Genomic DNA, 14,581 nt, shown 5'->3' with positions numbered 1-14,581 from the left:
CGCCGGCACCGGCCGCTCCAACAAGGCCTCTAAGTCAATTTCAAAAAAGTAGGCCGCACAAGGTAAATCCAGCTTGGTTTGCAAATTCGGGTGCAGAGCACCAATGCGCCCTACTCGCTGCTCGTCGCAATAGATGTCGGCGGTTTGCCCGGGGTGCAGTGCCTTGTGCGTCGCCGCCCGAAAACTGAAACGATGGGCCGCAGGGGCCATCAGCGCTTCAAGATCCCCTTTCAGGTCAAAAAAGTCGAGCAGCTCTCCACCTTCACTCCAATTTTCCGGATCTCGGCGTCCCGACAGCAGCGCCGCCAACGTCGGCAGCTGCGCCAACCCCTCTTCGCCCGGCTCAAACCGCTGACCAACTTCAAAAAAGCGCAACCGCGACTGCTGACGCTTGCTATTGTACTCGGCCGTCTTGAGCAAGCCCGGCAACAGTGAATCACGCATCTGCGCCATATCGGCACTAATCGGGTTAAGCAGGGTAACGCAGTCCTCACGCTCCGACAGCTGCGCGTTCATCACCGGATCGACAAAACTATAACTGATAGCCTCCTGGTAACCCCGGGAGACCAAATGCTGACGGAGCTCCATCACTGGGCGCTGAGCCTCGCTGCGCGCATTGATATTCAGTTCAGAGCGAACCGGCTTCACCGGCAGGCGATTGTAGCCGTATACGCGGGCCAACTCTTCCAGCAGGTCCACCTCGATGGCAATGTCGAAGCGCCAGCTCGGTGGCGTCACCTGCCAACCGGCATCGCAGCGCGCCACATTCATGCCCAACCCACTGAGAATCTGCTCGACCTCGGCGGCCTCCATGGCCATACCCAGTAATTTTTCAATGCGCGCCTCACGCAGCTGCACAGGATGACGTCGCGGCAAGTATTCGCTATCCACCTCTGTCAACGGTCCTGCCTGCCCCCCGCAAATCGCAGCGATCAACTCGGTCGCACGCTCTATGGCACGCGCCGCCAATTCATAGTCGACACCGCGCTCAAAGCGATGGGAAGAATCGGTATGCAAACCATAGGAGCGCGCGCGACCCGCCAATTTTTCAGGGGCAAAAAACGCCGCCTCCAAGAATAAATCGCGAGTACTCTCCGACACCGCACTGTGCTGACCACCCATAATGCCCGCTAGCGCAAGCGGCTTTTCACTATCGGCAATCACCAAACTGCCTTCTTCCAACTCCAGAGTCTGACCGTCGAGCAACTCAAGGCTCTCGCCACCGCGGGCGTGACGCACATCAATATCACCGGCAATTTTGGCCAAATCAAAGGCGTGCATGGGCTGCCCCAGCTCCAGCATCACCAAGTTGGTCACGTCAACGACCGGGTCGATACTGCGCGAGCCACAACGCCGCAGCTTCTCCTGCAGCCAAAGCGGGCTTGACGCCGCCATATTAACGCCGCGAACAACACGACCGACATAGCGCGCACAATCTTCTGGAGCGGATATGTGTACCGCCAGCTGCTGATCTATCGCCACCGCCACCGACTGCTGAGCAGGCTCAACAAACGGCAACTGGCTCAACACCGCCGCCTCGCGGGCGATACCGCGAATACTCAGGCAGTCCGCACGATTAGGCGTCAGCCCCAACTCTATAAGGCGGTCGTCCAAGCTCAGGTAGTCGCGAATATCCTGCCCCAGGGGCGCATCACCAGGCAGCTCCATCAAGCCATCTGACTGCTCCGCCATCCCCAACTCTTGTTCCGCACAAAGCATCCCAAAAGACTCAACACCGCGCAGCTTGGCCTTCTTGATTTTAAAATTTCCAGGCAGCACAGCGCCAACCTTGGCCATCGGAACTTTGATACCGACTCTGGCGTTCGCCGCCCCACAGACAATTTGGAAGCTCTCGCGGCCGTCAGTGACCTGACAAACCTGCAGCTTATCGGCATCGGGGTGACGCTCCGCGGCAGTGATTTCCGCCACCACAACACCACTGAATTCCCCCGCAACCGACTCAATTGCATCGACCTCAAGGCCAGCCATAGTCAGCTGCGCCGACAGCGCCTCGCTGTCGACTCCTGGATTGACCCATTCCCGCAACCACTGTTCGCTGAATTTCATGCTCTACCCACTTCTCTGTGTAAACTCCGCCACCGCAGTGGCCTGGCAAAATTTGCCTATCTCAGGGTTTAATTAAACTGGCCAAGGAACTGCAGGTCGTTCTCAAAAAACAGCCGCAAATCATTAACGCCATAACGCAACATGGCGAGCCGCTCTACACCAATACCAAAGGCAAAGCCGCTATATTTCTCAGGATCGATGTTTGAGCATTCAAACACCTGCGGATGCACCATGCCGCAACCCAAAATTTCTATCCACCCCGTCTGACTGCAAACCCGGCAACCATCACCGTCGCACATCACACACTGGATATCGACCTCGGCAGAGGGCTCGGTAAACGGAAAATATGAAGGCCGGAACCGGACCGCCAAATCCTTTTCAAAGAACGCCCGCAAAAAGGATTCAAGCATGCCTTTCAGATCCGCAAAGCTGCTGTCTTCAGCGACCAACAACCCCTCCACCTGATGGAACATCGGCGTGTGCGTCAAGTCCGAGTCGCAGCGGTAAACGCGACCGGGACAAATCAACTTCAACGGCGGCTCACTGCTTTCCATGACGCGAACCTGAACCGGTGAAGTATGCGTGCGCAGCACCGTGTGCTCATCCACGTAAAACGTATCGTGCATGGCTCTAGCTGGGTGATGAGCGGGAATATTGAGGGCTTCAAAGTTATGGTAGTCGTCCTCGATCTCCGGCCCTTCCGCCACGTCAAAACCAATACCTTCAAAAAACTGGCTAATCCGCTCAATGGTTTTGGTTACCGGATGCAAACCACCCAGTTGCTGACCGCGCCCTGGCAGCGTGACGTCGATAGTCTCAGCAGCCAACTTTTCAGCGACAGCCGCCGCCTCCATTACGCCTTTACGCTCACCTATCTGCTCTGCGAGCGCCTGTTTCACCCGGTTGATCTCCGCTCCCGCAGCGGGCCGCTCTTCGGCAGACAACTTGCCCAAACCTTTGAGCAACGCGGTGATATGACCTTTTTTACCCAGGTAATCAACACGCAACTGTTCCAGGGCCCGCCCGTCTTCTGCCGCGGCAATTTTTGCGGCGGCCTCGGTGGCCAAGGCTTCAAGATTCTCCATTCCCCACTCCCGACTCAGGTACTAGGCTTACGATCTGCGGACGCTTGCGTCCGGGAAAAAAAATAGGGAAAGAGCGACGCTCTTTCCCTATCTGATGGTGATCACTGCTACCGCCTAGGCGGACAGAAATCAGGCCAGAGCTGTTTTCGCGCGTTCTACCACGGCAGCAAAGGCGTCTTTGTCATGCACAGCCAAGTCTGCCAGTACGCGACGGTCCAGCGCGATGTCAGCCTTTTTAAGGCCGGCAATCAAACGGCTGTAGCTCAAACCATTGGCACGTGAAGCCGCATTAATACGGGTAATCCACAGTGCACGGAAGGTACGCTTCTTAACACGACGGTCGCGGTAAGCGTATTGGCCAGCTTTGATAACCGCCTGTTTGGCTACGCGATAGATACGCGAACGCGCACCGTAGTAACCTTTGGCTTGCTTTAGAATCTTCTTGTGACGACGGTGTGCGGTCACACCACGTTTTACGCGGGGCATAGTCTATTCCTTTTAATCTAGATGACAGTAATTAGATGGCGCGAAGCATGCGGTCGACCAGAACTTTGTCCGACTTGTGGACAGCGCTGGTACCGCGAAGCTGACGCTTACGCTTAGTGGTCATCTTGGTTAGGATGTGACTCTTGTGGGCGCTCTTACGCTTATAACCGCTTCCGGTTTTCTTAAAGCGTTTTGCCGCTCCGCTGTGTACTTTAACTTTTGGCATCGTTAGATACTCCGCATTGTATCAATCAATTAAGCAGGCCCTGAGAGCTCACTGCTTTTTCTTTTTCGGGGCAATCACCATTGTCAATTGACGGCCTTCCATCTTCGGATACTGCTCTACAGCGCCGTATTCAGCGAGGTCTGCTTCCACTCGCTGCAACAACTGCATACCCAGTTCCTGGTGGGCCATCTCACGACCGCGGTAACGCAGGGTTACCTTGGCTTTATCCCCATGCTCGAGGAAACGTATCAGGTTGCGCAGTTTTACCTGATAATCCCCGTCATCCGTCCCGGGCCGGAATTTTATTTCCTTGACCTGAGTACGAACCTGGTTTTTTCGGGCCGCAGCTTGCTGCTTCTTGGCCTCGAAAACATGTTTTCCGTAGTCCATGATCTTACAGACTATCGGATCGGAATCCGCAATCTGTACCAGATCCAGTGTTGCCTCTTGAGCGGCACTCAGTGCCTCAGCCAGAGGAACAATACCTACCTGATTGCCTTCAGCGTCAATCAATCTGACTTCGCTGGCTTCGATATCTTGATTTATCAGTGCGCGCTTGCCGCGCCCTTTTGCGTTATCGCGTTTAATTGCTAGCTCTCCGATATTGCACGGCTGCGGGCAGCCACGCCTTCAGTAAGGACCACATTCAACTCATCCAAAGAGATTGAGCCCAAGTCTTTACCACCTCTTGCGCGCACCGCCACAGTCCGATTTTCAACTTCCTTGTCACCGACGACAAGGATGTAGGGCACCTTCTGTATGGTGTGCTCGCGGATTTTAAAGCCGATCTTCTCATTTCTCAAGTCCGAGTCGACCCTAAACCCTCGATCTTGTAGGAATTGTTGTATTTCTGACACATATTCGCCCTGCGCATCCGTAATATTGCACACCACCGCCTGTACCGGTGCCAGCCACAGCGGGAAAGCGCCCTCATAGTGCTCAATCAAAATACCAATGAAACGCTCAAATGAGCCGAGAATTGCCCGGTGCAACATGACTGGCGTACGTCGTTGACCCGCCTCATCGACATATTGGGCCCCCAGGCGCCCCGGCATCGAAAAGTCGACTTGAATGGTTCCCAATTGCCATACACGACCAATACAGTCTTTTAGCGAAAACTCGATTTTAGGGCCGTAGAATGCCCCTTCTCCCGGCAACTCTTCCCAGGGCAACGACTTGCTGTTCAGCGCCAGCGCCAGCGACTGCTCGGCGCGATCCCAGTCCTCATCACTGCCCACCCGCTGATCGGGGCGGGTAGAGAGACGATAAATCACTTCACTAAAGCCGAAGTCAGCATACACATCGTGGAGAAAATCGATAAATTCAGCCACCTCTCGCTGGATATCGCCCTCCGCACAAAAAATATGCGCATCGTCCTGAGTAAAGCCGCGCACCCGCATAATCCCGTGCAGGGAGCCCGAGGGCTCATTGCGATGACAGGACCCGAACTCAGCCAAACGCAGCGGCAAATCCCGGTAGCTACGCAGCCCCTGGTTAAAGACCTGGACATGACAGGGACAATTCATCGGCTTGACGGCGAACTCACGCTCATCAGCCTGCAGGCGGAACATACCGTCACTAAACTTATCTGCGTGGCCGGATTTCTCCCACAGAGAGATATCCACCACCTGGGGAGTCTTAATCTCCTGATAACCATGCTTGCGCTGCTTGTCGCGCATATACTGCTCAATCGCCTGATAGATACTCCAGCCCTTGGGGTGCCAAAATACCATACCCGGCGCCTCCTCCTGCATATGGAAGAGATCAAGCTTCTTAGCCACCTTGCGGTGATCGCGCTTCTCCGCCTCAGCAATACGATTCAGATACGCCTTTAACGCCTTCTTGTTGGGCCAAGCAGTGCCGTAAACGCGCTGCAACATTGCATTGTTTTGATCGCCACGCCAATACGCGCCAGCCACCTTGGTCAGCTTAAACGCCTTAAGGCGGCCAGTGCTCGGCACATGGGGGCCGCGACACAAATCCATCCAATCGCCCTGCTTATACAGGGAAATTTCCTCGCCAGCGGGCAATTCGCGAATAATCTCGACCTTGTATTCTTCACCCATCGCCGCAAACTGCTCGACCGCCTCATCTCTCGCCATCACGAGGCGCTGCACCGGCAAGTCCTGACTGGCCAATTCTTCCATCCGCGCTTCGATCTTCAGCAAATCATCCGGAGTAAAGGCGCGCTCAAAAGCAAAATCATAGTAAAAGCCATCTTCAACCGTCGGCCCAATGGTCACCTGAGCCCCGGGGAACAGCTCCTGCACCGCCATCGCCAACAAATGGGCCGTTGAATGACGAATAATTTCCAAGCCCTCTTCGTCGCGGTCGGTGATAATCGCCAGCTCACTATCATTCTCGATCAGATAGCTGGTATCTACCAGGCGGCCATCTACGCGACCGGCAAGCGCCGCCTTAGCCAGACCGGGACCAATATCTGCCGCCACAGCTTCTACGCTGACCGGCTTGTCAAACTGACGAGTACTATTATCGGGGAGAGTTACAACAGGCATGACTAATCCTTAACCAGTGGTGGCCCCTACGATAGGCCACGTGAAAAACCGCAACAGGCGCGAAAAATGGGCCGCTATTATGGGCATTGCTTATCGTCGCTGCAAGGGCGGCAATTCGCGGACAAAAAAAACCGCGCCGTAGCGCGGTCATCGACACCAGCCTCACTTACGTACTAGTTGCCGGCGGCGCCACAGGACTCTTCTCCGGCGATTGTTTAGCTACCTTTTTCTTCGTCGGCGCTTTTTTGGCTACGGCCTTTTTGGCGACCTTCTTTACCGCCCCTTTTTTGGCAGCGGGCTTTTTAGTCACCGCCTTTTTCTTGGCCGCCACCTTTTTCTTGGCTACGGCCTTCTTGGCCACCACCTTCTTCTTGGCTACGGCCTTCTTGACCGCCGTTTTTTTCTTACTCGCCGCTGCCTTCTTAGCTGGCGATTTCTTCGCCGATGTTTTAGCAACCGCCGCCTTCGCCGGTTCGGAAAGTTTAGCCGTCAGCTGCTTAACGGCCTGCTTGTGCTTAGCCACCAGTTTACGCTCGATGGTCGCCAACTTGGCCTTATCTTCCGCCTTGCGCTTTTTCTGGAAACGCTGCTCGAACTGTTTCACTGCCTTGGCGAGATCGGCATCAGCCTTGCTCGCGAGCGCATCAGCCCGCTCTTGCATTTTTTGACGCACCGCAGCTTCCGAGGCACCAATCTTGGTAATGATTTTGGCATCCGCCAGCGCAGCCTTACCAGCTGCAACTTTTACTCGTACAGCCTTCAATTTCGCACCTGCCTTACTCGCTGCCGAAGCAGCGCGTTTAGCCGCATTTTTATCGACAGCCTTCGCAGATTTTTTTGCCTTCGCTTTAGCCGAATCCAGCTTGGACTTTGCCGCAGCAACAGCTTTGCGCTCTTGCGCCAACATTGCCTCAACTTTTTTCAATCCTTCCTCAGCTTTTTTAACAGCAGCGCTACTCGCGACAACAGACTTCCGAGGAGCAGCTTTCTTTTTGGCTGCAGTAACGACTTTGCGTTTTGCTCGTGGCATTTTTTATTCTCCTTGGCGAACAGCACTGTGCTATTTACATGAAAAATAGCACACAAAATAACCAGCGCAAAATTATTGCAAAATAATCACTCACCAAAAAAGAATGCTGCAGCGACTAGGACGACTCTCTCAACACCTGATTTTCTATAAATGGCCGGCACAATTCCAACATTAGCTGCTGATGAGATTCCCGGTCATTCAAGCAAGGAACATAGTTGAAAACCTCACCGCCTGCATCGATAAAAATATCTTTCGCTTCACCGTCAATCTCTTCCAAGGTCTCCAAACACTCGACAGCAAATGCGGGGCAGACCACATCTAAACTTTTACAACCCAAGCCAGGCAAAGCCGCTAGCGTTTTATCGGTATAGGGTGTCAGCCATTCGGCTTTACCGAGCCGCGACTGGAACGTTTGCAACCACTGCTCATCTTCAAGGCCTAAATAATCGGCGAGCGCTTTCGCAGTATCCGCGCACTCACGAGCATAGGGGTCACCCAATTCGACATTGCGCTTGGGAATACCGTGAAAAGACATCAACAGGCGCTCAGCTCTGCCATTACTCTGCCAGTGTTCTTTCACACTCTCCCCCAGCGCCGCAATATAAGCCGGATGCCGATGGTAGCTCTTCAGCCATGACCACTGGGGAATATCGCGAACTTTAGAAAAACTGCGGCTAATTGCATCCAGGGCCGCAGCCGTCGTCGTTGCGGAGTATTGAGGATATAAAGGAACAAACAATATGTTCTCGACACCGGCGTCGCACAGCGACCTAATTTGCGCATCGATACTCGGCTGACCATAGGTCATGGCCAAGCGAACCTCTATATCCGCATCGGGGTAGTGCTGCGCGACCTTGCTGGCCACGCCGCCAACCAAGCTTTGCGAAAAATGGCGCAGAGGAGAAATATCGCCGAACCAAATTTGCCGATACGCCTTGGCAACCCGCGGCGAGCGAAAAGGCAAGATAATCACATATAAAATCACCCACCAAATTAATCGCGGCACCTCGACTACCCGCCGATCAGAGAGAAACTCACGCAAGAAGCGTCTCACCCCCGCCGCATCGGGCCGATCGGGTGTACCCAAATTAATAAAAACCAAGGCTGACTTCATAATTGCATCCCGTGCATTTAGGTGGTGGATCTGACGCCTTCAAAAAGGCTCAGCAAACAAACAAAAACGGCGCCCTTGGGCGCCGATTTTTATCATGTTACCGCCGCTATAACAGCCCTTTAGTCCTGCAGAGCCTCAAGTACCCGGCGGGTGATTTCATCTACAGTGCCAACGCCATTGATGGACGCATACCGCGGCGCATCATCACCGCTAAGCTGGCTGTAGAATGCCACCAGAGGCTTGGTTTGCTCATGATAGACGTTAAGGCGATTGCGCACTGTATCTTCTTTGTCATCTTCTCGCTGAATCAGCGGTTCGCCCGTCAAGTCATCCTTACCCTCTTGCTTGGGCGGATTGTATAACACGTGGTACGTACGGCCCGAGCCCTCGTGAGTACGGCGACCACTCATGCGCGTCACAATCTCCTCATCGGCAACGGCAATTTCCAACACGTAGTCAATGTTAACGCCGGCAGTTTGCAATGCCTCTGCCTGGGGAATAGTGCGCGGAAAACCATCAAACAAAAATCCGTTTACACAGTCTTCTTGAGCGATACGTTCTTTTACCAGGGCAATGATAATGTCATCTGATACCAGACCACCGCTGGTCATTATATCTTTGACTTTCAGCCCCAGCTCGCTACCTGCCTTGACCGCTGCACGCAGCATATCGCCGGTAGAGATCTGCGGAATGCCAAATTTTTCGGTAATGAATTGGGCTTGCGTGCCCTTTCCGGCCCCTGGAGGACCCAACAAAATAACGCGCATGCGTAAACTCCCAAAGGATAAAAAAACGGCTTGCGGCCAGCGCGCTGTCAGCGTGCCTGAGTTGTGGTGGCTAATGCCTCCGGCATAGGTGAGACTACACCGCGCTGCGATCAGGCAAGCAGGTTTTCTGCTTCAGAAGCCAAAGAAGTGCCCTGTCGGCCGCATTTAAAGGCGCCAACCATACACAGCAATAGGGCCAGGTACAAGTCTACCAAGGTCTAAGGGGCATAGCCTTGCTACTGTAACACCTCTTGGCAGCCCCCGGCAGTAGTAGAATTCACAGCCCCGAAACTGGCCAATTTCTGTGCAACAGCGCTACTATGAAGCTGTAGACCTTCACTATTTTGATGACAGGAATCGAGATATGAAAGTACGGGATTTGTTATCACTGTGGGAACAAACTGCCAGCGGAGCACTGACCGAAGACGAGTACCGAGTACGCCTGCCTGTAGAGGACGCCGCCAAGCTCAGAGCCCTGGCAGAACTCTACCCTCGGCGGCACGTCGAAGAGCTCATCTCAGACCTGCTCAGCTCCGCACTGAGCGAACTTGAAAGCGTCATGCCCTATATCAGAGGCAGCAAGATCGTTGCCACCGACGAACTGGGCGACCCGCTATATGAAGACGTGGGGCCAACCCCTAAATACCTGAGCCTAACCGAAAAACACTTAGCATCATTTCGCAGCAAAGATCAGCACTGAGCCCGGCGCTACAGTCCCTGCCGCTTGGCATCCCGCCAAAACTGCTCAAGCTGCTCGGCGGGCAGTTCGGCGGCCCCACCCCGCTCGGCCGCCCGCGCCTCGACAAAGCGGAACCGACGTTCAAATTTCTGGCCCGCGGCACGCAATACCGTCTCGGCATCTAAGTTGAGGTGACGACTCAGGTTGATCACCGAGAACATCACATCGCCCAACTCATCGGCAATCGCCTCCTCGCTGCCCGCCGACATCGCCTGGCTCAACTCGTCCAGCTCGTCGTGCAACGCCGCCACCACCTCGTCGACACCGTCCCAGTCAAAACCCAGTTGGCTGGCCCGTTTTTGCAACTTGGCGGCGCGATTGGTCGCCGGCAACGCCAAGGGAATATCATCCATCACACTGGTCTGTTCGCGACCGTTGCGCTCCTCGGCCTTAATCTCTTCCCAGCGACGCTTTATCAGCGCCTCATCCGGCGCGGCCTCACCGCGGCGGCTAGCCAGACTGCCGTCGGGAAACACGTGGGGGTGGCGGCGCAGCAATTTACGAGTAATGTCATCCACCACATCGCCAAACTCAAAGTCGCCACGCTCCTCGGCAATCTGGCTATAGAAAATCAGCTGGAACAACACATCGCCCATCTCCTGGCGGATTTGTTCGGTATCGCCACTCTCGATCGCATCGGCCAGCTCGTAGACCTCTTCCAGCGTATGGGGAACGATACTGCGAAAATCTTGCTTCAGATCCCAAGGGCAACCGTCCTTGGGATCGCGCAAACGCGCCATCAGCTGCCGCAAATCATCTAGCGTATAGCGAGGCATCAGCTTTCCCTTACCCGCTTGACGGCCACAACATTCGGCAGGCCATTCAAGCGGTTCAACAGCCCAGACAACGCCGCCACATCGCTGATTTCCAAACGAATACTCATCGTCGCCATATGATTGCGGGTGTCGGTTACGGTATTCAGCGATATAACATTAACTTTTTCAGAGGCCAGCTGCAGGGTGATATCGCGCAGCAAGCCCTGCCGATCGAACGCCTGCAGTTCAATATCCACCGGATAGGTATCGGCCTGGTCGCCTTCCCAGTCCACCGTAATAATGCGCTGTGGCTCGACGCTCTGCAGCTGCAATAACTTGCTGCAGTCCTGACGGTGTACGCTGACGCCCCTGCCTACGGTAATATAACCGGCAATCGCCTCACCGGGCAGCGGCTTACAACAACGTGCAAAATGGGTGAGCAGATTGCCCACCCCACTGATACGCACCTTACTGCTATCTTTACCCTTTTTACTGGGCGTCCGCAGGCGCAATAGCGGCTCATCGCGCTGTTCGTTATCGTGACCGGCCAATTGATTCGCTAGGCGAATCACCTGCAGGGTACTGATTTCCCCCGATCCCACCGCCGCATACATATCCTCAACACTTGCACAGTGAGTCTGGTCTGCGATGTACTTATAATCGATGCTGTTCAGCGCCAAGCGCCGAAATTCCTTTTCGAGCAGGGCGCGGCCGGCGGCAATATTATCTTCCTTGGCCTGCAGCCTAAACCAGTGCTGCACCTTGGTGCGCGCACGGCTCGTTTTTAAGTAACCGAGGTTGCTCTGCAGCCAATCGCGGCGTGGCTTACTGTCCTTACCGGTAAGAATCTCCACCCGCTCGCCGGTATTCAAGGTGTAGGTCAGCGGTACAATGCGCCCATTCACCTTGGCCCCGCGACAGCGATTCCCGACCTCGGTATGAATATGGTAAGCAAAATCGAGTGGCGTCGCGCCATTTTGCAAATTCACCACATGGCCATCAGGGGTGAACACATAAACGCGGTCTTGCGCCCGGGTAAATTGCTCAGCGACATCACTACTACTGCCACTTTCCTCGTGCCAATCCAACACCTGGCGCAACCACGCAATTTTCTCGTCGTAACTATTAGAGCTTTTCGCAGACTTGTCGGTGCCCTTGTACATCCAGTGTGAGCACACGCCAAATTCAGCCTCCTCATGCATATCACGGGTGCGAATTTGTACTTCTAACACCTTCCCCTGCGGCCCTATAACGGCCGTATGGAGTGAGCGATAGCCATTTTCCTTGGGATTGGCAATATAGTCGTCAAACTCATTGGGGACATTGCGCCACAAACCGTGAACCAGGCCCAGCGCGGCGTAGCAGGACTTTATGTCCGGCACCAATACCCGCACGGCGCGTATATCATAGACTTGGGAAAAACCTATGCCCTTGCGCTGCATCTTTCGCCAAATACTGTAGATGTGTTTGGCTCGCCCGGCGATATCCGCGTCGATACCGTCTGCCTTGAGCGCCACAGTCAGAGACGTAATCACTTCGTCGATATAATGTTGGCGGTCCAGCCGCTTTTCATCCAACAGTTTGGCAATTTTCTTATAAGCCGACGGCTGCAAATAGCGAAAGCTGAGATCTTCCAGCTCCCACTTAATGTGACCAATCCCCAGCCGGTGGGCTAATGGCGCGTAGATATCAAACACTTCGCGCGCAACCCGATAGCGCTTATCGGGGCGATTTTTGACCGCTCGTATTGCCGAGGTCCGCTCAGCCAGCTTGATGAGCGCCACGCGCACGTCGTCAACCAGCGCGACAAGCATTTTACGTATCGTCTCGCTCTGCGCCTCAGACTGCCCCAGTACCGGAATATCAAGTTCGGCATTTACCCTGGATATCGCCGCCATGCCCAGTACGCCGTCCACCAACTTGGCGACTGAGCTACCAAATTCGCGCTTCAATTCCGCCAGTGACAGGCGATTTTCACGCACCGCGCGAAACAGTGTGGCGGCAACCAGGCTATCCTGGTCCAAGTGCAGGTCGGCCAAGATCTCGACCATCTCCAGCGCCGTAAAAAAACTGCTGGCGCTATCATCCACCTTACCGGTGTCCGACGCAGCGCGACCTGCACACTGCTCGGCCAGTGTGAACGCCTGCAACAGCACGGCCTTATCCACAACACTGGTATCGATAGACAGTCTATCCAGCCAGCGCGGTATATCGACGCGACCATCAGCCTGCTGCGGGTAATCCTCTCGGACCTTTACCATGCTTTCAACTCAATTCCACCAACGCTAGGTTCACTCACTGCCCGGCATCATCAAACACACCCGTCGACAAATAGCGGTCTCCACGGTCACAAATAATAGCCACAATCAACGCATTATCTAACTCGGCGCTCAAACGCAGAGCACCGGCAACAGCGCCCCCCGAGGACACGCCACAAAAAATACCCTCTTGCTCAGCCAGTGCGCGCATGGTGAGCTCGGCACTGCGCTGATCAATATCCATCACCCTATCGACCCGCGGCGCTTGATATATACTCGGCAAGTAGGCCTCTGGCCAACGCCGAATGCCGGGGATACTGGAGCCGTCTTCCGGCTGCAGGCCGACTATTTGCACCTCGGGGTTCTGCTCCTTTAAGTAGCGCGACACCCCCATAATGGTGCCCGTGGTCCCCATCGAACTGACAAAATGGCTAATACGGCCCTCGGTCTGACGCCAGATCTCCGGCCCAGTTCCCTCGTAATGGGCCAGGGGGTTATCAGGATTAGCAAATTGATCAAGTACCTTGCCTTCACCACGCGCCTGCATAGCCAAGGCCAAATCCCTAGCACCTTCCATGCCGTCTTCTTGACTCACTTCAAGCAGTGTTGCGCCGTAAGCAGACATCGCCAATTTGCGTTCGCTGCTCATATGACTGGGCATGATCAATACCATTTTGTAACCGCGTATCGCCGCCGCCATCGCCAGCGCAATCCCGGTATTGCCACTGGTGGCCTCGATCAAGGTATCCCCCGGCCTAATGTCGCCCCGCGCCTCCGCCCGGGCTATCATACTCATCGCTGGCCGATCTTTTACCGAACCGGCCGGGTTATTGCCTTCGAGCTTTAGTAAAATGGTATTGCGACTGTTAGGGTTCAAGCGCTGTAAACGCACCAAAGGTGTGTTGCCGATACATTGCTCAATAGTGGGAAACTCTTTCATGGGGGTAAAACCTCAGGTGCCGACCTCAGCTGCAATCCCGACAGGAACACGCCGGAATATCCTTGCAGACTCGGCTTATACGCTGCCCAACTATGGCAGCCAACGATACTTTTGGCGATGATAATAGCATTGCCACAGCCAAAGGCTCCAGTTCATCATGCGCAGGCGTTACGGTTTTAAACAACTCATCATCCTCATGGGCCTGATGCCGGTATTGCTGATCTGTCTCGGCTTCAGCGCCTACCTCATCCAGCAGCAGCTTGCCGATAGCCGCCAGCTGCTCACTCTGCGCGCCAAGGCCGCAGCCGAACAACTGAGCGTAGTCTCCGCCCATATGCTCAACGATCAACACCAGAGCGAACTCGCCAACATCACCCAGATGGCTCTGGAAGAAAACGGCGTGCGCGCGGTGAGTATCTACAATCACAAGCGCCAGTTGATCACCCACGCCGGCCCGGCCACGGCATTGCCGGACATCAGCGCTATCACCACCGCCAAGCCCTTCCAGCTCATCGACAGCGAAGAAGAACTGCACGTTATTTGGGCCATTTTTTCACGCCAGCCCGGCACCTCCCAACCTATACTGGGCTGGGCCCAT

General features: G+C 54.8%; 14 protein-coding genes. 2 read left to right on the top strand and 12 right to left on the bottom strand.

What is annotated here, in order from left to right; translation table 11 throughout:
- The 9 genes from pheT to adk form a co-directional block, all read right to left on the bottom strand.
- On the bottom strand, positions 1-2,067 hold a 2,067-nt coding region (pheT, locus tag ABYM29_RS11705), incomplete at its 3' end, for a phenylalanine--tRNA ligase subunit beta (protein ID WP_372864946.1).
- Between the two features lie 68 nt (positions 2,068-2,135).
- The gene (pheS, locus tag ABYM29_RS11700; RefSeq protein WP_372864945.1) at positions 2,136-3,152 is read right to left on the bottom strand and encodes a phenylalanine--tRNA ligase subunit alpha; all 1,017 of its coding nucleotides are present in this window, start codon (positions 3,150-3,152) and stop codon (positions 2,136-2,138) included.
- Between the two features lie 129 nt (positions 3,153-3,281).
- A complete protein-coding gene (rplT, locus tag ABYM29_RS11695) occupies positions 3,282-3,638 on the bottom strand; it encodes a 50S ribosomal protein L20 (protein WP_372864944.1) in 357 nt (118 codons plus the stop codon).
- 31 nt (positions 3,639-3,669) lie between these two features.
- Positions 3,670-3,864, bottom strand: a complete 195-nt coding sequence (rpmI, locus tag ABYM29_RS11690) for a 50S ribosomal protein L35 (protein ID WP_022960515.1) — start codon at positions 3,862-3,864, stop codon at positions 3,670-3,672.
- Positions 3,865-3,912: 48 nt separating this feature from the next.
- A complete protein-coding gene (gene infC, locus ABYM29_RS11685) occupies positions 3,913-4,452 on the bottom strand; it encodes a translation initiation factor IF-3 (protein ID WP_372864947.1) in 540 nt (179 codons plus the stop codon).
- Positions 4,453-4,454: 2 nt separating this feature from the next.
- Positions 4,455-6,380, bottom strand: a complete 1,926-nt coding sequence (thrS, locus tag ABYM29_RS11680; RefSeq protein ID WP_372864943.1) for a threonine--tRNA ligase — start codon at positions 6,378-6,380, stop codon at positions 4,455-4,457.
- A 166-nt stretch (positions 6,381-6,546) separates the two neighbouring features.
- On the bottom strand, positions 6,547-7,410 hold the full coding sequence (locus ABYM29_RS11675; RefSeq protein ID WP_372864942.1) for a hypothetical protein: 864 nt from the start codon (positions 7,408-7,410) through the stop codon (positions 6,547-6,549).
- A 115-nt stretch (positions 7,411-7,525) separates the two neighbouring features.
- On the bottom strand, positions 7,526-8,524 hold the full coding sequence (hemH, locus tag ABYM29_RS11670) for a ferrochelatase (RefSeq protein WP_372864941.1): 999 nt from the start codon (positions 8,522-8,524) through the stop codon (positions 7,526-7,528).
- A gap of 119 nt (positions 8,525-8,643) precedes the next feature.
- Positions 8,644-9,291, bottom strand: a complete 648-nt coding sequence (gene adk / locus ABYM29_RS11665) for an adenylate kinase (RefSeq protein WP_372864940.1) — start codon at positions 9,289-9,291, stop codon at positions 8,644-8,646.
- 364 nt (positions 9,292-9,655) lie between these two features.
- Here adk and ABYM29_RS11660 point away from each other — a divergent pair, with 364 nt between their 5' ends.
- Entirely contained in the window at positions 9,656-9,991 is a 336-nt protein-coding gene (locus tag ABYM29_RS11660; RefSeq protein ID WP_372864939.1) for a type 1 pili tip component, read from the top strand.
- Positions 9,992-9,999: 8 nt separating this feature from the next.
- Here the strand turns inward: ABYM29_RS11660 and mazG are convergent, their stop codons facing one another.
- Genes mazG through cysM form a run of 3 tightly spaced genes read right to left on the bottom strand, consistent with a single transcriptional unit; the run spans position 10,000 to position 13,983 of the window.
- On the bottom strand, positions 10,000-10,806 hold the full coding sequence (gene mazG / locus ABYM29_RS11655) for a nucleoside triphosphate pyrophosphohydrolase (protein ID WP_372864938.1): 807 nt from the start codon (positions 10,804-10,806) through the stop codon (positions 10,000-10,002).
- On the bottom strand, positions 10,806-13,046 hold the full coding sequence (gene relA / locus ABYM29_RS11650) for a GTP diphosphokinase (protein ID WP_372864937.1): 2,241 nt from the start codon (positions 13,044-13,046) through the stop codon (positions 10,806-10,808). The genes mazG and relA overlap by 1 nt, the downstream gene beginning before the upstream one ends.
- A 34-nt stretch (positions 13,047-13,080) precedes the next feature.
- A complete protein-coding gene (gene cysM, locus ABYM29_RS11645) occupies positions 13,081-13,983 on the bottom strand; it encodes a cysteine synthase CysM (protein WP_372864936.1) in 903 nt (300 codons plus the stop codon).
- A gap of 157 nt (positions 13,984-14,140) precedes the next feature.
- On the opposite strand from cysM, the gene ABYM29_RS11640 reads away from it, so the two are divergent.
- A partial coding sequence (locus ABYM29_RS11640; RefSeq protein ID WP_372864935.1) for a hypothetical protein occupies positions 14,141-14,581 on the top strand: 441 nt, incomplete at its 3' end.

The sequence above is a fragment of the Spongiibacter sp. genome, assembly GCF_041602295.1.
Taxonomy (GTDB): Bacteria; Pseudomonadota; Gammaproteobacteria; order Pseudomonadales; family Spongiibacteraceae; genus Spongiibacter.
Note: the sequence above shows the minus strand (reverse complement) of the source record. Positions and strands in the feature narration are given on the sequence as shown.